Source organism: Halioglobus sp. D3-4, from assembly GCF_055809315.1.
Genome location: NZ_CM147907.1, coordinates 2,133,144 through 2,153,381, shown reverse-complemented (window position 1 = coordinate 2,153,381; position 20,238 = coordinate 2,133,144). Strand labels below are relative to the sequence as shown.

Below are 20,238 nucleotides of genomic sequence, written 5' to 3'. Positions count from 1 at the left end.
CCTGTGATTTTTTAGTTGTATTGAATGCCGGTTAGAGTGTCTTTAACCAGTTGGCGACCGCCTGGCCAATCTCTACAGGCGAATCTTCCTGCACGAAGTGCAAACCCTTCACTGTGACTTCCTGCTGGTTCGGCCAGCTGCGGCAAAACTCGCGTTGTGCGCCTACAAGGATGGAACCGGGGTCAGCGTTGATGAATAACTTGGGTATATCACTGCCTGCCATGAAGGCGCCGTACTCATCGACCAGTGCAACGATATCTTCCGGCTCTCCCTCTATGGGTATCTGGCGTGGCCAGTTTAACAGGGGTTGTCGATCGTCGGTCTGCAGGTGGGGGGCGCGATAGGCATCCATCTCGGCAGCGCTGAGTTCGCGCATAACAGAGGAGGGCAGCACTGCTTCGATAAACATATTGCGGTTGAGTATCAGGTCTTCACCCTTGTCTGAGCGAAAGCCTTGAAAGATACCCACTGCGCCTTCGGGCCAGTCTGACCATTTCACGGGCATCACAATGCCCTCCATGTAGGCGATGCCTTTTACTGCGCTGGCATGGCGCATCGCCCACATAAAACCGATCGCGCTTCCCCAGTCGTGAATAACCAGTGTGACATTCCTGTCGGCGCCGATCGTTTCCAGTAGGCCTGCTACATAGTCATACGCCACTTCCAGTGTATAGCGCTGAGGGCCATCACTTGCGGGGAGTTTTTCAGAGTCGCCCTGGCCTATCAAGTCCGGAACGATTACCCGGCCAGACGCCACCAGTTCAGGTACCACGTTGCGCCATAGATAAGAGGACGTTGGGTTGCCGTGTAACAGTACGATGGGATCGCCGCTGCCCTCTTCAACATAGGCGATTTTTTTGCCGTTTACGGCTGCACTTTTTTTCTGGTAGGGCATGGTTTCAGACAACATGGCGGTGCCTCCTTGAGTTGTTGTGGAAATCGGTTCAGGCAGCCAGGCCGAGCATGGACAGGCTGTTATCGACAATGCGTCGCAGCGCTTGACGGGATTGCTTTTTGCGACTCTGGACGCGCAGGCCAAAGTTGACGGTCATCACCATACTGGCAAGAGCCTGTGGAGTGTGCATCGTGCTCAGTTCACCACTTTGCTGTGCCAGTTGGAAGGCGCGGGCAAAGGCGGCCTCGATGCTGTCGAGTTTATGCGCTGCCAAGCGGTTCAGCGCAGCATCCGTATCGGCCAGTTCCAGGACGGTGTTTACCAGCATGCAGCCCTGTCTGGTGCGGCGCTGTGAAGGCTCCAACAGGGTCGCTTCGAAGAACGCACGGGGCAGGGCGGTGGGCGGCAGGCGTTTGGCATCGTCTTCTACAATGGCGAGGGTGCGGTCGCCAAACAACTCCAGGCATTCCATGAACAGTTCCCGTTTGTTGCCGAAGCTGCTGTAAAAGCTGGAGCGCGCGATGCCCATCGTCTGCAGCAGATCGGGTAGCGAGGTCGCAGTATAACCGCGAGTCCAGAACAGCTTCATTGCTGCCTCCAGCGCGCGGGTGCGATCGAACTCTGGTGAACGGGGCATGATGTCGTCGCGTAGTAAAAAAAATTATATTGAACTGATTGGTACAGAATCGCAAGGTATTTCTACAGCCCGACACCCATTGCCTGTATCAGACCCCATCGGCCGCAGGTGAAATATGTGACTTGCGCCATTTGAGCGGCGAACAACCTGTCCATTTGGTAAATGCGCGGGTAAATGTTGCCGGTTCCGTATAACCGAGCCGGTACCCAATTTCGGACACGGTGAGATTGGGGTTGCGCATATAGTTTTGCGCGCGCTCAGCCTGCACGCTGGCGAGCAGGCTGGCATACGAGGTTCCCTCGCGGCCCAGTTGCCGCGTCAGGCTGCGCTCGGACATGGACAACTGACTGGCGACTTCACCGCGTTTCAGCGGAGGTGTATAGGCCCAGAGCCAGCGCGTCACGCGTTCGGTGAGGCTGATCTCTTCGGCCAGCATCAACGACAGTTTCTCCGCGATGGTGACATAAGAGCGATACACCAGCGGGTTGGCTTTCGGCAGTGGTGTATTGTCAAATCCCCCGGAGAATGCCAGGCAGGCCTCCGCGCGGGAGAATTCAACTGGGCAGGGCAGGCTGTCCTCCACCAGTTGCCAGTCAGCTGGTTTGGCGAATGGAAAGGTGATGTATAGCGGAATGGCATCTGCAGTCGTTATATCCTGAATGTTGCGTAGCGATGTCACTAGATCCAATGTGAGGCAGTAGTTCACCAGTGCGTCAATATCTGCTGGTGAGGCATCGCGTATCTGTGGCCGTTGCATCGTGAAAGTAAAAAGGGATACATCGAAGGTGCGCGTTACCACCAGACGAGAGTGGCCCCAGGTCAGTTGTGGAAAACTCATGCAGACCTCCAGCGCTGCTATGGCAGTAGCTGCGTGGCGCATTGCCATACCGAGAACACCGAGGTTTTCAATGCCTATACTATGCATGCGTTGAAAAAATACTCGCAAGGCTGTGCGGTCTCTACTGAGGCGACGCACCAACCCCATGCAGATGATCAATTCCTGTTCGAGGGAAATGGGGAAGTCGGGTTCTTCCAGGGCTCTGGCGGGTAAACCTGCACCGGTAAACAGCGCCAGCGCATCCTCATCGCTGACGCTCAGGAAGACCAGTTGCCCGAGTATGCCGGTGACGGTGCGCTGCGATGAGGCCAGGTTTCCACTGGCAAGAACAGTCGTTTCAGTGTCCATGACTTATCATTATGTACATTTTTGGCCCAAATTATCAAAAAATGGGCGCGCTCGGCAATGTTTTGTCGCTCGATAAGACTCTAGGATGCCATTCTCAACCCATAATCAGTGAAAGAGGTCCGCCATGAGTTCTGCTACTGCCTCGCAGCACGCTTCCAGTTCCGCCTGTGAACACGTCGATGTATTGATTGTCGGCGCAGGGATATCCGGTGTCGGCGCCGCTCACCACCTGAATGAAAAATGTCCCGACAAGCGCTATGTCATACTTGAAACCAAGGAGTCCTATGGCGGTACCTGGCACCAGCATACCTATCCGGGTATTCGCTCAGACAGTGATCTGTATACCTTTGGGTACAGATTCAAACCCTGGACCGGACAGCCTATCGCCTCCGGCGGCGCTATCCTGGATTATCTGGGAGAGGCCATCAAAGAGGACAATATCGATCAACACATCCGTTACCAGCATGAGGTACTGAGTGCCTCATGGTCCTCCGCTGATCAACTGTGGCTGATCGAGGCGCGCAGGAAAGATACCGGGGAAGCCGTTCGATTCAGTTGTTCCTTCCTGTGGATGTGTCAGGGCTATTACCAGCATGCCCAGGGCTACACCCCACAGTGGGAGGGCATGAGCGACTTCAAGGGGCCGATCGTGCACCCGCAGACATGGCCGGAAGACCTGGATTTCAAGGGCAAACGCGTGGTGGTGATCGGGTCGGGTGCTACCGCAGCCACACTGATTCCCAATATGGCCGATGACTGTGCCCATATCACCATGCTGCAGCGCTCACCCACCTATTTCTGGACGGGTGAAAATCGCAATGAGTTGGCTGATCAATTGCGGGAATTGGACGTGCCGGAAGAATGGGTGCACGAGATTGTCCGTCGCAGTATTCTCAAAATGTCCAAGGATGTGCAGTATCTCTCCATGTCAGATCCCGACCTGGTCAAGGAGGAACTCTTCAGGGTGATACGCGAATACCTCGGGGATGACTTTGATATGAGCCACTTCACGCCCAGCTATCGGCCGTGGCAGCAGCGTCTGGCGTATGTGCCCGATGGCGATCTGTTTGAGGGTATCAAATCCGGCAAAGTGTCAGTGGTGACCGATCATATCGAGCGCTTTACGCCAGAGGGTATTCTCACCCAATCCGGAGAACTGCTTGAAGCCGACATCATCGTCACTGCCACCGGGTTCAACCTGAGCATCATGGGTGAAATTGCCTTCGATCTGGATGGTGATCCAGTCGACTTTGCCCAGACGTATACCTACCGCGGTATCATGAATTCCGGCATACCTAATATGTCGTATATGTTCGGTTACCTGCGCACCAGCTGGACCATGCGGGTTGACCTGGTAAGCGACTTCGTCTGCCGGCTGCTGAACAAGATGGATGATGAGGGCTTGAGCGTTTGCACGGCGACACTGCGTGAGGAGGATAAAGGGATGGAGGTACTTCCCTGGATCGAGGATGATGAGTTCAATGCCGGATACCTGAAACGCAGCATGCACCTGCTGCCGAAACAGGGTGGTCACGAGCCCTGGCAGTTCTGTCGCGATTATTATGTTGAGAAGGACATATTGCCGGCAATCGATCTCAATGAGGACGCGCTGGTCTATGAAACGGCATCGCAGGCTGTTGCTGCCAACAGTTAGGCGAACTGGTCTCCGGTAGCGGACGACGTTGGCCGGAAAACATTTATGAATAAGTGGAAGCGATAACTATGTCAAAGTTTGCGGGAAAGACTGCCATCATCAGCGGTGGCGCTGAGGGCATTGGGTTCAGCATTGCGCAGGCAGTGGGAAAGCAGGGCATGAACGTTGTCATTGGCGATATCGACGCGCAGCAGCTTGAGCACGCCAGTGCGGCCCTGCAGGCGCAGGGTATTGACGTTCTCGCGGTGTCGATGGATGTCAGCAAACAGGCGCAGTGGCAGTCAGTCGCGGAGCAGGCGGTAGAGCGCTTTGGCAAGGTACACATGCTGGTAAATAATGCCGGCGTATCCGGTACGCCCGGTGCGATTGAACAGACGGATGACAAAGACTGGCGCTGGGTTCTCGATGTCAACCTGATGGGTATTATCTATGGTGCTGAGGCTGTCGTGCCGCGCATCAAGTCACACGGCGAGGGCGGCTGGGTGATCAATGTCGCCTCCATGGCCGGCATGATGGGTGTCCCTTTCGCGGGCCCCTATACCGCGACCAAGGTGGCAGTGGTGGGCATGTCTGAAAGTTGGCACGCCGAGTTGGCGCCGCACAATATTCAGGTCTCTGTACTCTGCCCGGCCTTTGTCAGGACGCGTATCAATCTCTCACACCGCAACAAGCACGCGGAGTATGAACAAGAAGCGCGGGCCGGCAGCGAGAGCGATGCAACCATGTCCGTATTTGAGGAGCATCTGAAAAAAGTGGTGGAAGCTGGTTTGGCGCCGGAGATAGTGGGTGAGCGAGTGATCGAAGCGATCAGCGCGGGAGAACTCTATATCTTTACTCACCCGAATTATCGCAAGGTGGTGCAAGCGCGGTATAAAGCTATCGACGAAGCGTTTGAGCGATCCGCTTCGAGTCCGTTACTGCAACATGTATTGAACGAGGATATCGCCAGTTTCAGCTGACCGATAACTCTGTGAGATTAATTACTGGAGGGAAATGAGCATGGCAACTACAAAAGAGTTCGGCATTGTCGTTTATGGCGCTACTGGTTATACCGGTCGCCTGGTCTGTGAGTATTTGAATAATCAATACGGTGTGAACGGTGAAGTAATATGGGCCATGGCAGGGCGCAGCCAGCAGAAACTGGAAGCGGTTCGGGATGAAATGGGCATCCCCTCTGATGTGCCACTGGTGGTTTCTGACGCCAGTGATTACAGTAGTATCAAAGCCATGGTTGAGCGCGCCAACGTTGTATTGACAACGGTGGGGCCCTATCAGTTGTACGGCAGCGATGTGGTTAAGGCCTGCGCAGAAGCTGGTACCGATTATGTGGATCTATGTGGCGAGCCCAACTGGATGCATGAAATGATTGATGCACATCGGGAGGCGGCTAAAGCCAGCGGTGCGCGTATCGTATTTTCCTGCGGCTTCGATTCCATCCCGTTTGATCTGGGCGTCTACTTCCTGCAGCAGGTTGCCAAAGAAAAGCTCGGCGGGCCGGTGTCGCGAATCAAAGGCCGTGTGCGTGTCATGAAGGGCACCTTCTCCGGTGGTACGCTGGCCAGCTTCAAGGCGACGATGGCAGCGGCGGCAGAAAAACCGGAACTGGTGTCCGTGCTGATGAACCCCTTTGCGTTGACGGAAAAGTTTGAAGGGCCCGAGCAGCCTTCCGGCATGGCGCCGATTTTTGAGGAAGACCTGAACAGCTGGTCGGCACCTTTTGTGATGGCGACCATCAACACCAAGAATATCCACCGCTCGAATTATTTGCTGGCGCATGAGTACGGCGATGACTTTGTCTACGACGAAATGTTGTTGACCGGCCCGGGCGATCAGGGTGAGGCAATCGCTAAAGCGGTTGCCGAAGACAAGTCAATGGCAGAGGATCCCCGCCAGCCGGGTGAGGGGCCGAGCAAGGAAGAGCGTGAGACAGGCCATTACGATGTGCTGTTTGTCGGCATTAACGCCGACGGTGAGCGCGTGATGGCAAGCGTGAAGGGCGATAAAGACCCGGGCTATGGCTCAACCAGTAAGATGATCGCCGAGAGCGCGGTCTGCCTGCTGAAAAATGCAGATGCTGCCGCTGGTGGCGTATGGACACCGGCTGCGGCGATGGGTTCGCTGCTGATAGACCGTTTGCAAGACAATGCCGGTCTCACGTTCGCGGTGGAGTAACGCCAACTGGCCGGATTCAAGTGAAGGGTTGATGGGTAGCTCGCTCTGCCCCTTGCCCTCTCGCTTGTATCGGCGTTTTAATCCGGGGGGATGTTACCCCATTGCCGTTTCGGGGAACGCGTGGCGCAGGAACCGTACACGTAGTTCTGTTTATAGGCATCTTCAGAAATCTCTTCGGCGATACCGGGTGTGTGCTCGCCATTATCCTTTAAAAATTCGCGTGAGTTTCCTTCCTCATCCTTCTGTCGATTGAGAGTTGTTTGCGTTTCACTGATCACTGTATACCTTCCAGTCAGTATCGAGACTGCTTGTTTACATTGCCGTTACAGTATGAACACGGTTCCAGACGTTTTACCATCGCAGAGAGTGATCGACATCGCAGTTCACGCAAAACTGTCGACCTGATCCGTAGTATCGAGCTTCTGAAAGTGGAACAGCCCGCGTTGGGTACTGTTTCTCAAGTGTTAAACAAAGCATTTGCCGTGGTGAGCAATGCGCCCCGGTGATTTCGTGCTTCGAGCACCAGGCTGGTGTCTGCTGCATCCTTCCCGGGCAACAGTGGTGAGGCGGGTTGTATCGAAAGCTGCATTTCCTCGTCGACAAACGCAGGTGTGACTGCTCTGAATGCAAACTCCCGCAACGACTTCTCTGGATACTCGTCCTGCGCCAGATTCATCAACAGTGTGGCTGTCAGAGGCCCCTGTACTACCAGCCCCTGATAGCCCTCTTGGGAGACGCAATAGTCGTGATCGTAATGAATTCTGTGCCCGTTGAAGGTCAGCGCGGAATAGCGAAACAGCAGTGTGCTGTCTGGTGTAAGCTGCCGCGTTGTCGCAGCAGCCGGTACGTGGGCTCTGGTTTTTTGCACAGTCTCAACGGTTGCTGCCTGTGCGTCCCGGTAGAAGATGGTCTGCCTGTCTTCGATAAGCGTTTCCCTGTTATGGGTGTACAGGTGATCGATATCCACAAACACCAGCGCCCCGGCTGTGCTGCTCTGCTTTAGTGCAACGTCGGCAATGGTCGATATGCGTTCAATGGGGCTGGCGATAGGCAGCGGTTTGTAAAAGCGGATTGCACTGGACGCCCACATTCTGCGAGGCAGTGAAACCGGCGGCAGAAACCCGCCTTTTGCAGGGTGGCCGTCGGTCCCAAGGTTGTCGCGCGCGACAGCCGGTGGTGCGAGACACCAGTGCAGTCCCTGGGGTAGCGCAGCGCCCTGTGCGCTGGCCAGCGATGTGTAACCATCCAATGTCGCCTTGAAACGCTTTACCATCTCCGGCGTGATGATGTCACTACTGCACTCCTGTCGGCCTACCCAGTTGCGCAGATAATCGATGTCTACCGGCTCTGACATGACAAATCTCTGACTGCTATGCACTCTAAAATGATTTCGGCAAGCCCAGATCGTGGGTTGCAACATGAGAGAGAATCAGGTTGGTGGAGATGGGGGCTACCTGATACAGGCGTGTCTCGCGGAACTTTCTCTCGATATTGTACTCGGTTGCAAACCCGTAGCCGCCGAATGTCTGGATACAGGTATCACCGGCCTGCCACGAGGCTTCTGAGGCCAGCAGTTTTGCCATGTTGGCATCCGAGCCACAGGGTTCTCCGCGCTCGAACTTCTGCGCAGCCCGTTTCACAATGGCATCTGCCGCCTCTGTTTGCACATGGGCTCGCGCGATAGGAAATTGTATGCCCTGGTTCAGGCCGATGGGTCTGCCGAATACCTCTCTCTCTCCGGCATAGCGGCTCGCCTGTTCAATGAAGAAGCGGGCGTCGCCGATACACTCCGCAGCGATCAGGATACGCTCTGCGTTCATGCCGTCCACAATGTAGGAAAAGCCTCGGCCCTCCTCGCCGATCAGGTTCGCTGCGGGCACCCGCAGCTCATCGAAAAACAGTTCTGTACTGGCGTGGTTCATCATGGTCTTGATCGGCTTGATGGTTAAACCATTGTCCAGTGCGCTGCGCATATCAACCAGCAGCACCGACATGCCATCGGTGGGTTTGGCGCAGTCCTCACGAGCAGTTGTGCGCACCAGTAGTATCATCAGGTCGGAGTGCTGGGTGCGGGAGATAAACACTTTCTGGCCACTGACAACGTAATCGCCGCTGTCCTCGTCGCGCCGCGCGCGTGTCTGAATGCGTGTGGTGTCTGTGCCGCTGCCGGGCTCCGTCACCCCGAATGCCTGCAGGCGCAGCTTGCCGCCCGCAATGGCAGGCAGGTATTGCAGCTTCTGCTGTTCGCTGCCGTGGCGTAACAGAGTGCCCATGGTGTACATCTGTGCGTGGCACGCACCGGCATTGCAGCCACTGCGCTGAATCTCTTCCAGTACGGCGCAGGCGGCGGACAGCGGCAGCCCTGCGCCACCGTATTCCTCCGGAATTAGAATGGAGAGGTAGCCCGATTCGGTAAGTGCGAGCACGAACTCGGTAGGGTAGTCAGTCGTGTTCTCCAGTGCTTGCCAATACTCTCCCGGAAATCGCGCACAGAGTTTGGCGACGGCGTCGCGAATATCCTGATACTGATCGGCTTGCGTCATCTGTTTGTCCCGGCGTTTTAACGGTGCGTGGCCCGAAAGCTTTTGTCGTGGTGCATTCGCGCCTTGGGCGCTATGATGCTACGCGATAATATACGCTGTTGGTAGGCAGTGTCCCGTCTAACCGAACTGAATGAGAGGTGCTCCATGTCCGAACTGGTTACCGTCCAGATTACCGACCACATTGCCGATGTCCGCCTGAACCGGCCCGAAAAGATGAATGCACTGAGTGTGCCGATGTTCGAGGCTATCACGCGCATTGGCCAGCAACTGGCTCAGGATAAGTCGATTCGCGCGATTGTATTGTCTGGCGAAGGGCGCGGTTTTTGTGCCGGCCTGGATCTGGCGAACATGACTGACCCTGATTTCAGCACAGAGCCGTTCGGCGAGGGGCGCGGTGGCTTTTATCCGAACTTCTACCAACTGCCCGGCTATGTGTGGAAGAAAATGCCGGTGCCTGTGATATGCGCTCTGCACGGTGTCGCTTACGGCGGAGGGTTGCAAATCGCTATGGGCGCGGATATCCGCATCGCTCACCCCGACAGTAAGTTGTCAGTGATGGAAATTAAATGGGGCCTGATTCCCGATATGTCGGCTTCGCAAACCCTGCGCGATCTGGTGCGCGTGGACGTCGCAAAAGAGCTGACTTTCACCGGGCGGGTGGTTGGTGGCGAAGAGGCGCTGAACCTCGGTCTCGTCACCTACCTGAATGAAAGCCCGCGAGATGCCGCGCTGGAGATGGCGGCGGCGATTGCAAAGCGCAATCCCAATGCCATCACTTATAGCAAGTACTTGTTCGACACGAGCTGGCATGGTGATGAATACGAGGGTCTGAAAGCCGAGGAGCGCCTGCAGGCCAAAGTGCTTAAAACGCCCAATCAGATAGAGGCGGTGATGTCAGAGTTTGAGGGGCGCCCCGCAGACTATCAGCAACGCGACGCGGCAACGTTTGATGATATAGCGCTGGACTGAGAACAGGCTGCTGTTTCGACACCCCAATGGAACCGGTATCCACACCGACTACACCAAATTCAGGAGTACCAAATGGATTTCGAGATGCCCGCAGATATCGCTGCGTTTCTCAATGAGGTGGACGATTTCATCGAAAACAAGATAAAGCCGCTGGAACAGGCGGATGACAATATGCGTTTTTTCGATCACCGGCGCGAGGACGCCAGAACGGATTGGGAGCGGCAGGGTCTTCCCAATGAGGCGTGGGAGGCCTTGCTGCACAAAGCCAAGACGCTGGCGATAGAGGCTGGGATTTTCAATTACCCGTTTCCGGTTGAATTCGGTGGTCGCGGTGGCGGTAATCTGGGTATGGCGATTATCCGGGAGCATCTCGCCGCAAAAGGCCTGGGGCTGCACAACGACCTACAGAACGAGCATTCGGTCGTCGGCAATAACATCGGCCTGCTGTTGATGTTGAAGTACGGCAGCGAAGAACAGAAAGCCCAGTGGCTGGAAGGTATGAGTACCGCGACTATGGGTTTTGGTTTTGGCATTACCGAACCGGAGCACGGTTCGGATGCTACCTACATGGAAACGAACGCTGTACGCGATGGCGATGACTGGCTAATCAATGGTGAGAAAACCTGGAACACCGGTGTGCATGTCGCCCAGGCAGATATGGTGATGGCGCGAACCTCGGGCCAACCGGGTGAGGCGCTTGGCATCACGGCGTTTCTGGTGCCGATGAAGGCCGCGGGTGTGAAGGTCGAAGAGTATCTGTGGACGTTCAATATGCCCTCCGATCACGCGCGTGTCTCGTTTACCGATGTGAGGGTGCCGCACAGCGCGATCTTCGGCGAAGAGGGCAAAGGGTTGATGGTGATTCAACACTTCTTCAATGAGAACCGGATTCGACAGGCGGCCTCCAGTCTCGGTGCGGCCCAGTACTGCGTCGACGAAGCGGTGGCTCACGCCAATCAGCGCAAGCCATTCGGCAAAGCGCTTTCGACCAACCAGGGTATCCAGTTTCCCTTGGTAGACCTGAATACCCGCTGTGAAATGCTGCGCGCGCTGATTCACAAAACGGCCTGGCTGATGGATCGCGATGGCGCGTTTTCGGTGTCAGACAAGGTCTCTATGTGCAACTATCAGGCGAACAGGCTGTGCTGCGAGGCCGCCGATTTTGCGATGCAGGTACACGGCGGTATGGGTTATTCGCGCTATAAACCCTTTGAGCATATCTATCGCCATCATCGCCGCTACCGCATCACAGAAGGCGCAGACGAGATTCAGATCCGCCGCGCCGCGGGGTATCTGTTTGGTTTTATGAAACAGCAGAAGCCGAAAGGCGTAAGTTGAGCGCAGTGAATCAACATCTAGAAGATGATGCATTTACTGCCGCTCTGAAGCGGGTGTTTTGCAGGGAATTGGCTGGCTTCAAGTCGCTCATATCCTGCCAGCAGCTGACCGCCGGTGCCAGTCAGGAAACGTATCGTATTGTCGTCGAAGCGACTTTGGGGGATGACGATACCTCTGATGCCCGCACTGGCGAACAGCATCTGGCGCTGCGTCGATCACAGCCTAACTCCCCGGCCGACTCCGGTGTGGGTGGTATCAGTTTGGCCACAGAAGCGCGACTGTTTCAACTGGCTGGCGCTGCCGGTATTCCCGGGCCTGCTGTTCATTATGTGCTGCAAGCTGAGGATGGACTCGGCAGTGGATTTATTATGCAGTGGCTGGAAGGAGAGACGCTGGGCCAGCGCATAGTTCGTGCAGAGGAATTGGCCGAGGTGCGCCCGCAACTGGCGCGCGAGTGTGGCCGGATACTCGGTCGCATCCATGCACTGGATTGGCAGGCAGCGAAGCTGGCGGACGCTTTGCCCGTGGTTTCCCCGGCGGCTCTGATTGAGGAAACCTGGGCGCACTACCGCGATCTGGATGTGCCGGTGCCGATGATCGACTATACCTGGCGCTGGCTGCGCGACAACGTGCCGGCTGCGTCGCGCACGACGCTGGTACACGGCGATTTTCGCAACGGCAACCTGATGGTGACCGCAGGCGGCATCAATGCCGTGCTGGACTGGGAACTGGCGCATATCGGAGATCCGGTGCGCGATCTGGGGTGGTTGTGTGTGAACTCCTGGCGTTTCGGCAAGAGCGCACTGCCCGTGGGTGGCTTCGGCGAGATCAACGACCTGTTGGCGGGTTACCGCGAGACATCGGGATTGGACGTGTCGCGGCGCGAGCTTGAATTCTGGCAGGTGTTTGGCTCGTTCTGGTGGGCCATGGTGACGCTGCAGATGGCCAATGCCTGGCGCAAGGGTGAAACACCCAGTTTGGAGCGACCCGTTATCGGCAGGCGATCCTCTGAGGCGCAGATGGACTGCGTTAACCTGCTTATCCCGGGTGAGTTTTCGTTGCCTAATACCAACGACGATGTTTCTCGAGGCACGCAATTGCCGATGCCCGCTGAGCTGTTGACGGGTGTCGTCGATTTTCTGAAGGCCGAGGTCGCGCCAGCGCTGGATTCCCGCAGCGGTTTTTTGGCGATGGTGGCGGCCAATTCACTGGGTATAGCACAGCGCGAGTTGCAGTTCGGCGGTGAACTGGCTGAGCAGGAGCGGCAGCGCCTGCAGACACTGCTGGGGCAGCAGGGCACGCTGGATACATTGCGCTGGGAACTGGTCAACCGGCTGCGAACGGAAATGCCGCTGGAGACACCTGGTCTGGCGGATCACCTGCGCCAGACGGTGGCGGGACAACTGGCGATTGACCAGCCCCGGTATTCAGCACTGCGCCCGTCCAATTGAACTCCGCGAGCATGGCACTTTTCAAGCTGAGCCAGCACGCTGGCTATTGATAAAGTTGACGTTAACGTAAAGGTAAGCTAATCTCGCGCTTCGCTGTCTAAGGTTTACACTGGGTGTCAGTGCGACCAGCTTTCACCGGGGCGCTACCAGAACAGATCGCATCACATCACATGTGAATATGCGTGTGGTGATTTTCAACAGGAGACAACCATGAGCACCAGCTATCCATCACTGAATTTTGACCTCGGTGAAGACATCGACATGCTGCGCAACAGCGTATACCAACTGGCCCAGGCGGAACTGGCACCACGCGCGGAACAAATTGACAAAGAGAATGAGTTCCCCGCCGATATGTGGCGCAAGTTCGGAGACATGGGCCTGCTGGGTATGACCGTGGCAGAAGAGTACGGCGGCACTGATATGGGATATCTGGCACACACCGTGGCGATGGAAGAAATATCTCGCGCCTCGGCTTCTGTTGGCCTGTCCTACGGCGCACACTCGAACTTGTGTGTGAATCAGATTCATAAAAATGGCAGTGAGGCGCAGAAGCTGAAGTACCTGCCGAAACTGTGTTCCGGTGAACATGTCGGCGCATTGGCCATGTCCGAGCCCAATGCCGGCAGCGATGTTGTCAGCATGAAATTGCGCGCCGACAAACAGGGTGACAAATACATACTTAACGGCAACAAAATGTGGATTACCAACGGTCCCGATGCCGACACTTATGTGATCTATGCCAAGACCGATATGGACAAAGGTGCCTGGGGTATGACGGCTTTCATTGTCGAGCGGGATTTCCCCGGTTTTTCGCGCAACACCAAGCTCGATAAGTTGGGTATGCGCGGTTCCAATACCTGCGAGTTGATTTTCCAGGACTGCGAAGTGCCCGCCGAGAATATCCTCGGCGAAGAGGGGCAGGGCGTAAAGGTCTTGATGAGCGGGTTGGATTTTGAGCGCACCATTCTGTCCGGTGGTCCGGTGGGCATCATGCAGGCTTGTCTGGATATCACCATTCCCTATATTCACGATCGCAAGCAATTCGGCCAATCCATCGGTGAGTTCCAACTGATGCAGGGAAAAGTTGCCGACATGTATACCGAGTTGAATGCGTCCCGCGCTTATTTGTACGCTGTCGCCAAAGCCTGTGACAGAGGGCAGGAAAGCCGCAAGGATGCCGCCGCCGTGATTCTCTATACGGCCGAACGCGCGACACAGATGGCGCTGCAGGCGATACAGGTGCTGGGCGGCAACGGCTACATCAACGAATTTGCGACAGGCCGTTTGTTACGTGACGCCAAACTGTATGAGATCGGGGCAGGCACCAGTGAAATTCGCCGCATGTTGATTGGCCGCGAATTGTTCAATGAGACTCGGTGAAGTACAGGGTTTACAAGGTTTTTTTTCACGTTAGACGACGGTGTAGGTAGCAGTATGGGCATTCTGAAATCGCGGGTGAACACACGATCGGATGACTTCGCCGCCAATGCGCAGCATATGCAGGCACAGGTTGAAGACCTGAAGGCAAAGCTGGAAACGGTCAAGCAGGGCGGCGGAGACAAAGCGCGTGAGCGTCATACATCGCGGGGGAAACTGCTGGCCAGGGACAGGGTTGCCGCCCTGATCGACCCGGGCTCGCCGTTTCTGGAATTGTCACAACTGGCAGCGATGAATGTGTACGGTGAAGATGTTCACGCCGCTGGTATTATCACCGGTATCGGCCGCGTGCACGGCCAGGAGTGCATGATCGTCGTCAACGATGCCACAGTGAAGGGCGGAAGTTACTATCCCCTCACGGTGAAGAAGCATCTTCGCGCGCAAACCATCGCCCAGGAGAACAATCTCCCGTGTATCTATCTGGTAGACTCCGGCGGCGCCAACCTGCCGCGCCAGGACGATGTGTTTCCCGACCGCGAGCACTTCGGGCGGATATTTTATAACCAGGCCAATATGTCTGCGCTCAATATTCCCCAGATTGCTGTCGTGATGGGTTCCTGCACGGCTGGCGGTGCCTATGTGCCGGCGATGGCCGATGAGTCCATTATCGTTAAGGAACAGGGCACGATCTTTCTGGCGGGACCGCCGCTGGTAAAAGCGGCGACGGGTGAGGTGGTAAGCGCCGAAGAATTGGGCGGCGCGGATGTACACTGCCGCACCTCGGGTGTTGCCGATCACCTCGCACAGAACGACCACCACGCGCTGCAACTGGCGCGCGAAGCCGTCGCCCGATTGAACCGCATCAAACCGATTTCACTGGATGTGAAAGACACGGTGGAGCCGCTTTACGACAGTCGGGAGATCTACGGCATCATTCCCAAAGATGCGCGCCAACCCTACGATGTGCGGGAGGTTATTGCCCGCACCGTCGACGGCTCGGAATTCCATGAGTTCAAGTCGCTCTACGGCACAACCCTGGTGTGCGGTTTTGCGCGTATTTTTGGCTACCCGGTGGGGATCGTGGCGAACAACGGTATTTTGTTCGGCGAGTCTGCGCAAAAAGGCGCGCACTTTGTCGAACTGTGCGCGCAGCGCAAAATACCGCTGGTTTTCCTGCAAAATATCACCGGCTTTATGGTGGGCAAGCAGTATGAGAACGACGGTATTGCAAAGCACGGCGCCAAAATGGTGACCGCTGTCGCCACTGCGCAGGTGCCGAAGTTTACGGTGTTGGTAGGCGGGTCATTCGGTGCCGGAAACTACGGCATGTGCGGCAGGGCCTACGATCCACGTTTCATGTTCATGTGGCCCAACGCCCGCATCTCCGTGATGGGCGGAGAGCAGGCCGCCGGTGTACTGGCCCAGATACAGCGCGACCAAAAAGCGAAAAGGGGCGAGGACTGGAGCGAGCAGGAGGAAACCGCCTTTAAACAACCCATCATCGACACCTATGAGGAGCAGGGCCACCCCTACTATGCATCGGCGCGGCTGTGGGACGATGGCGTCATCGACCCGGCCGATACCCGCATGGTGCTGGGTCTGTCGATTTCTGCCAGCCTCAACAAGGCGATAGGGGATACCCGGTTTGGTGTCTTTAGAATGTAACAGGCCGTGTTGCACGCCCGATAAATAGGAACGAACACGATGTTTGACAAGATCCTGATAGCGAACCGTGGTGAAATTGCCTGTCGTGTCATTCGCACTGCACGCAAAATGGGTATTCGCACGGTGGCGGTTTACAGTGATGCCGACCGGGACGCGCTGCATGTCACAATGGCCGATGAGGCGATTCACATCGGTGCAGCACCGTCGCGAGACTCTTATCTGCAGTTCGACAAAGTGATTGATGCCGCGCTCAAAACCGGCGCGCAGGCTATTCACCCCGGATACGGCTTTCTATCCGAAAATGCGGCATTCTGCCAGGCCTGCCGCGATAATGACATCACGTTTATCGGCCCGCCGATGGCTGCGATAGAGGCGATGGGTTCCAAATCCGCCGCCAAGACGATAATGGAAGAGGCAGGTGTGCCGCTGGTGCCGGGCTATCATGGTACGGATCAGGACTCCGAGCTGCTGCGGCAGGCATCCGACGAAATGGGGTATCCCGTGCTGTTAAAGGCGGCTGCCGGTGGCGGAGGAAAGGGCATGCGGCAGGTGTGGAGTGCTGCAGAGTTTGATGAGGCACTGGCCGCCGCCAAACGGGAATCCATGAATGCCTTTGGTGACGACACCATGCTGGTTGAGAAATACCTGACGCAGCCACGGCACGTCGAGATACAGGTCTTTTGCGATCAGCATAAAAATGCCGTGTATCTGTTCGAGCGCGATTGCTCGGTGCAGCGGCGACACCAGAAGGTGATTGAAGAGGCACCGGCACCGGGTATGACAGCTGCGCTTCGCGAGGCCATGGGGCAGGCTGCCATCCAGGCTGCGCTGGCCATCGATTATGAAGGTGCGGGGACGGTCGAATTTCTGCTCGACAGCGATGCATCGTTCTACTTCATGGAAATGAATACACGCCTGCAGGTGGAGCACCCGGTCACAGAAATGATAACCGGGCAAGATTTGGTCGAGTGGCAGTTGCGCGTCGCAGATGGCGAACCACTGCCGCTGGCACAAGAACAGTTGGTCATCAGCGGCCACGCATTTGAAGCACGCATTTACGCCGAGGACCCCGATAACGACTTCCTGCCGGTGACCGGTACGCTGGCGTTTGTGCAGCCACCCGAAACCAGCCCCCATGTGCGGGTTGATACCGGCGTGAGGCAGGGTGATGAGGTGAGTGTATTCTACGATCCGATGATCGCCAAGTTGATCGTCTGGGATGAGGACAGGGACAAGGCGCTGAGTCGTTTGACCCGCGCGCTAAGTGAATACCGGATCAGCGGCACCACGACGAATATCGATTTTCTCTACAACCTGGCGAGCTGCCAGCCGTTTAGAGACGCCGACCTCGACACGGGTTTTATTGAGAAGCACCACGCCGCGATCTTTCACGACAGTGTGCGCGATATTGAAAATGACCTGCCACTGGCCGCGCTCTTCCTGCTGCTGCGTCAGAATGCCAGGTCAGCGCAAGCGTATACCCTCGCAGGTGGCAGTGGCCCACAGGACGCCACTTCTCCCTGGCATATGAACAACGCCTGGCGATCGGTGGAAGACAATGTCCACACCCTGAATATTGTCCTGCACGAAGCGGAATACCAGCTCGATGTGGAGCAGAAGCAGTTCGGTGCCGCCACCCGTTACACGATCAGTCACAACGGGCAAACAGTCTCGGCACAGGGCACACTGGAAGGGAGTCTGTTGCGAGCAGACCTGGACGGCTACCAGTTCAATGCCACTGTTGCCGAGCACGATGACAGCTTCAGCCTCTACACCGCTGGCAGCGCGCTGACATTCAGGCAGGCAAAACCGGACCTCGGCGATGCGGATCAACAGGATGCAGCGGGTGGTTTGATCGCCCCGATGAACGGCACGATGGTAGCCCTGCTGGTGGATGTGGGAGCAACCGTGAGCAAGGGTGACCCACTATTGGTAATGGAGGCAATGAAAATGGAACACACCATCCGCGCCCCCGCAGACGGACATGTTGTCAGCTTTTTCTATCAGGCGGGCGAGCTGGTGGACGGCGGTGCGGAGCTGTTGGAGTTTAGTGACAGCGAATAGTGCTTAAACATACGTAGTCAGGCAGAAATATGAAGATGACGCTTCCCCCCAGTGTTCAAATCGTCGAAGTCGGGCCGCGCGACGGCCTGCAGAACGAAAAAGACATCATTCCCACAGCGGTAAAGCTGGACCTGATTCACCAGCTTACTGACGCTGGTATTACGTACATCGAAGCAGGCAGCTTTGTGAACCCGAAATGGATTCCGCAGATGGCCGGCAGTGCTGAGGTGTTTCAGCAGGTCGTGCGCAAGGAGGGTGTGACCTACGCAGCGTTGACACCCAATATGCAGGGTTATCAGGGGGCGGTTGCATCCGGTGTGTCGGAGGTGGCTGTTTTTGCGGCCGCATCGGAGGCGTTCAGCCAGAAGAATATCAACTGCTCTATCGCCGAGAGCATTGAGCGTTTTGCACCCATCATGGCGGCGGCGACAAATGACAATATCCCGGTGCGAGGCTACGTATCCTGTGTTGTGGGCTGTCCCTATGAGGGTGATGTGGCGCCCGGCAAAGTGGCCGATGTGGCACGGCAGTTATATGACATGGGCTGTTATGAAGTGTCGATGGGCGATACCATCGGCGTGGGTACACCGGCGTCTGTCAGCGCGATGCTGGAGGCAGCGCTTGAACATATCCCTGTAGCAAAACTGGCCGTGCACCTCCATGACACCTACGGGCAGGCGCTGGCAAATATCTACGCTTCGTTGCAGATGGGCATCGCCACGGTGGACAGCTCCGTGGCGGGACTTGGCGGTTGCCCGTATGCGAAAGGTGCCTCGGGTAATGTCGCGACTGAAGATGTTGTCTATCTGTTGAATGGCCTGGGTATCGAGCACGGGATTGATCTGGATAGACTGATGGCAGCGGGAAATTACATCAGCCGACAACTGGGGAGAAAAAGCGGCTCTAAAGTGGCGCTGGCTGCGCTAAAGTAAAGGAACTAAAGCGGGCCTGTCACTTGATCTGGTTGATCCGAAATTTGGGAAAGTTACGCGAGTTGCGGCCTCATTTTTCCCTTAAATACGCAGCGTGAAACTTGAGGTGATCTGCGATAAAACTGGCGATGAAAAAATAGCTGTGGTCATAGCCCGACTGTATGCGCAGTTCCAGCGGATAGGCACTCTCGTCAGCAGCGGCCTTGAGTGCATCGGGCTTGAGTTGCTCAGCGAGAAAGTTGTCTGCGTCGCCTTGATCCACTAATGCCGGCAGGTGCGTGCTACTGTTCTTAAGCAACTCGCTGGCATCGTACTGTGCCCAATGCCCGCGATCATCACCTAAGTAGTTGGAAAATGCTTTTTCTCCCCAAGGGCAGTTGACAGGGTTACTTATAGGGCTGAAGGCTGACACCGACGTGTATCTGTCGGTATTCCTCAGCGCGACAACCAGTGCCCCGTGGCCACCCATCGAATGACCGCTGATGGCGCGCTGGCCACTGACCGGGAATTCAGATTCGATCAGTGCCGGCAGTTCTTTTACCACGTAGTCATACATCTGGTAGTGCTCGTTCCAGGGTGCTTGAGTGGCGTTGACATAAAACCCCGCTCCCAATCCGAAATCATAGGCGCCTTCGGGATCATCCGGCACGCCCTCACCGCGCGGGCTGGTGTCCGGTGCAACAATCGCTACCCCCAGCTCTGCGGCCACTCTGTGTGCTCCGGCTTTCTGCATAAAGTTTTCATCGGTGCAGGTCAGCCCTGACAGCCAATACAGGACCGGGACTTTTTCACCATTGTCAGCTTGCGGTGGCAAGTAGACCGCGAAACGCATTTGACAGCCTAGCACCTCGGAGAAATGGCTGTACTGCCTGTTCCAACCGCCAAAACTCCGGTTGCTGCTGATCTCTTCAATCTTCATAGTGACTGTTCCCGCGCCTTGCTGAACTCTACCCGAAAGGGCCTATATCCTGAAATCGATAACAGAGCGGATGTTGTTACCCAAATGCATCTAATCTGAAGTATCGTCGATCTGGTCAAGCGACAGATTATAGCTGATAAAGCCTTTCAACCTGAACTCTCGGGCCTTAGGTCGTATTGCATCAATTCCGTCGAATGTCCGTGGTTGACCACGCTTCCAGGAATGGGCTGCTCAGGGCTGGTCATTTTTCTGCCTCCAATGGATGATTTGTCGTCCCGTTCGAGTTGCTGCAGGTCGAGAGACAGGAACCTGCCAACTGGGTCACATAAAATCTGGGCTTTTCTGCACTTTTGTTTCGAGCCATCGATTATCAGTCAGTAGTATTACAGGTAATGATTTCAAGGGAGATATACGCACCTGTCTGTGCGTGGGCGAC

The 20,238-nt window shown here is 56.1% G+C and carries 17 protein-coding genes; 10 read left to right on the top strand and 7 right to left on the bottom strand.

The features are described 5' to 3' along the window. Nucleotides 1–31: 31 nt before the first annotated feature. From AC0L6S_RS09290 to AC0L6S_RS09280, 3 genes are all read right to left on the bottom strand, one after another. Entirely contained in the window at nucleotides 32–910 is an 879-nt protein-coding gene (locus tag AC0L6S_RS09290) for a haloalkane dehalogenase (RefSeq protein ID WP_473428204.1), read from the bottom strand. Between the two features lie 34 nt (nucleotides 911–944). Next, the gene (locus AC0L6S_RS09285; RefSeq protein ID WP_473428203.1) at nucleotides 945–1,532 is read right to left on the bottom strand and encodes a TetR/AcrR family transcriptional regulator; all 588 of its coding nucleotides are present in this window, start codon (nucleotides 1,530–1,532) and stop codon (nucleotides 945–947) included. Nucleotides 1,533–1,620: 88 nt separating this feature from the next. Continuing rightward, nucleotides 1,621–2,718 (bottom strand): helix-turn-helix transcriptional regulator, encoded by a 1,098-nt coding sequence (locus AC0L6S_RS09280; RefSeq protein ID WP_473428202.1) that lies wholly within the window; start codon nucleotides 2,716–2,718, stop codon nucleotides 1,621–1,623. Nucleotides 2,719–2,842: 124 nt separating this feature from the next. On the opposite strand from AC0L6S_RS09280, the gene AC0L6S_RS09275 reads away from it, so the two are divergent. The 3 genes from AC0L6S_RS09275 to AC0L6S_RS09265 all read left to right on the top strand — a co-directional run bounded on the left by AC0L6S_RS09275 (nucleotide 2,843) and on the right by AC0L6S_RS09265 (nucleotide 6,544). Further along, a complete protein-coding gene (locus AC0L6S_RS09275) occupies nucleotides 2,843–4,372 on the top strand; it encodes a flavin-containing monooxygenase (protein ID WP_473428201.1) in 1,530 nt (509 codons plus the stop codon). Between the two features lie 68 nt (nucleotides 4,373–4,440). After that, on the top strand, nucleotides 4,441–5,331 hold the full coding sequence (locus AC0L6S_RS09270; RefSeq protein ID WP_473428200.1) for an SDR family NAD(P)-dependent oxidoreductase: 891 nt from the start codon (nucleotides 4,441–4,443) through the stop codon (nucleotides 5,329–5,331). Nucleotides 5,332–5,371: 40 nt separating this feature from the next. Beyond that, on the top strand, nucleotides 5,372–6,544 hold the full coding sequence (locus tag AC0L6S_RS09265) for a saccharopine dehydrogenase family protein (RefSeq protein WP_473428199.1): 1,173 nt from the start codon (nucleotides 5,372–5,374) through the stop codon (nucleotides 6,542–6,544). Nucleotides 6,545–6,621: 77 nt separating this feature from the next. Here the strand turns inward: AC0L6S_RS09265 and AC0L6S_RS09260 are convergent, their stop codons facing one another. The 3 genes from AC0L6S_RS09260 to AC0L6S_RS09250 form a co-directional block, all read right to left on the bottom strand. Next, the gene (locus AC0L6S_RS09260) at nucleotides 6,622–6,822 is read right to left on the bottom strand and encodes a hypothetical protein (protein WP_473428198.1); all 201 of its coding nucleotides are present in this window, start codon (nucleotides 6,820–6,822) and stop codon (nucleotides 6,622–6,624) included. A 179-nt stretch (nucleotides 6,823–7,001) separates the two neighbouring features. Continuing rightward, entirely contained in the window at nucleotides 7,002–7,898 is an 897-nt protein-coding gene (locus AC0L6S_RS09255; protein ID WP_473428197.1) for an HTD2 family dehydratase, read from the bottom strand. Between the two features lie 25 nt (nucleotides 7,899–7,923). Further along, entirely contained in the window at nucleotides 7,924–9,087 is a 1,164-nt protein-coding gene (locus AC0L6S_RS09250) for an acyl-CoA dehydrogenase family protein (protein WP_473428196.1), read from the bottom strand. Between the two features lie 144 nt (nucleotides 9,088–9,231). On the opposite strand from AC0L6S_RS09250, the gene AC0L6S_RS09245 reads away from it, so the two are divergent. From AC0L6S_RS09245 to AC0L6S_RS09215, 7 genes are all read left to right on the top strand, one after another. Next, a complete protein-coding gene (locus AC0L6S_RS09245) occupies nucleotides 9,232–10,056 on the top strand; it encodes a crotonase/enoyl-CoA hydratase family protein (protein ID WP_473428195.1) in 825 nt (274 codons plus the stop codon). A 72-nt stretch (nucleotides 10,057–10,128) separates the two neighbouring features. Next, nucleotides 10,129–11,394 (top strand): acyl-CoA dehydrogenase family protein, encoded by a 1,266-nt coding sequence (locus AC0L6S_RS09240; protein WP_473428194.1) that lies wholly within the window; start codon nucleotides 10,129–10,131, stop codon nucleotides 11,392–11,394. Between the two features lie 5 nt (nucleotides 11,395–11,399). Next, entirely contained in the window at nucleotides 11,400–12,845 is a 1,446-nt protein-coding gene (locus AC0L6S_RS09235) for a phosphotransferase family protein (RefSeq protein WP_473428193.1), read from the top strand. A 210-nt stretch (nucleotides 12,846–13,055) separates the two neighbouring features. Then, nucleotides 13,056–14,225 carry an isovaleryl-CoA dehydrogenase gene (locus AC0L6S_RS09230; RefSeq protein WP_473428192.1) on the top strand — a complete coding sequence of 390 codons (1,170 nt, stop codon included), beginning with the start codon at nucleotides 13,056–13,058 and terminating at the stop codon, nucleotides 14,223–14,225. Nucleotides 14,226–14,279: 54 nt separating this feature from the next. Continuing rightward, nucleotides 14,280–15,887, top strand: a complete 1,608-nt coding sequence (locus tag AC0L6S_RS09225; protein ID WP_473428191.1) for a carboxyl transferase domain-containing protein — start codon at nucleotides 14,280–14,282, stop codon at nucleotides 15,885–15,887. A 39-nt stretch (nucleotides 15,888–15,926) separates the two neighbouring features. Further along, the gene (locus tag AC0L6S_RS09220) at nucleotides 15,927–17,951 is read left to right on the top strand and encodes an acetyl-CoA carboxylase biotin carboxylase subunit (RefSeq protein ID WP_473428190.1); all 2,025 of its coding nucleotides are present in this window, start codon (nucleotides 15,927–15,929) and stop codon (nucleotides 17,949–17,951) included. Between the two features lie 35 nt (nucleotides 17,952–17,986). Continuing rightward, nucleotides 17,987–18,883 (top strand): hydroxymethylglutaryl-CoA lyase, encoded by an 897-nt coding sequence (locus AC0L6S_RS09215; protein ID WP_473428189.1) that lies wholly within the window; start codon nucleotides 17,987–17,989, stop codon nucleotides 18,881–18,883. A gap of 70 nt (nucleotides 18,884–18,953) precedes the next feature. Here the strand turns inward: AC0L6S_RS09215 and fghA are convergent, their stop codons facing one another. Next, nucleotides 18,954–19,802, bottom strand: a complete 849-nt coding sequence (fghA, locus tag AC0L6S_RS09210; protein WP_473428188.1) for an S-formylglutathione hydrolase — start codon at nucleotides 19,800–19,802, stop codon at nucleotides 18,954–18,956. Nucleotides 19,803–20,238: the final 436 nt, after the last annotated feature.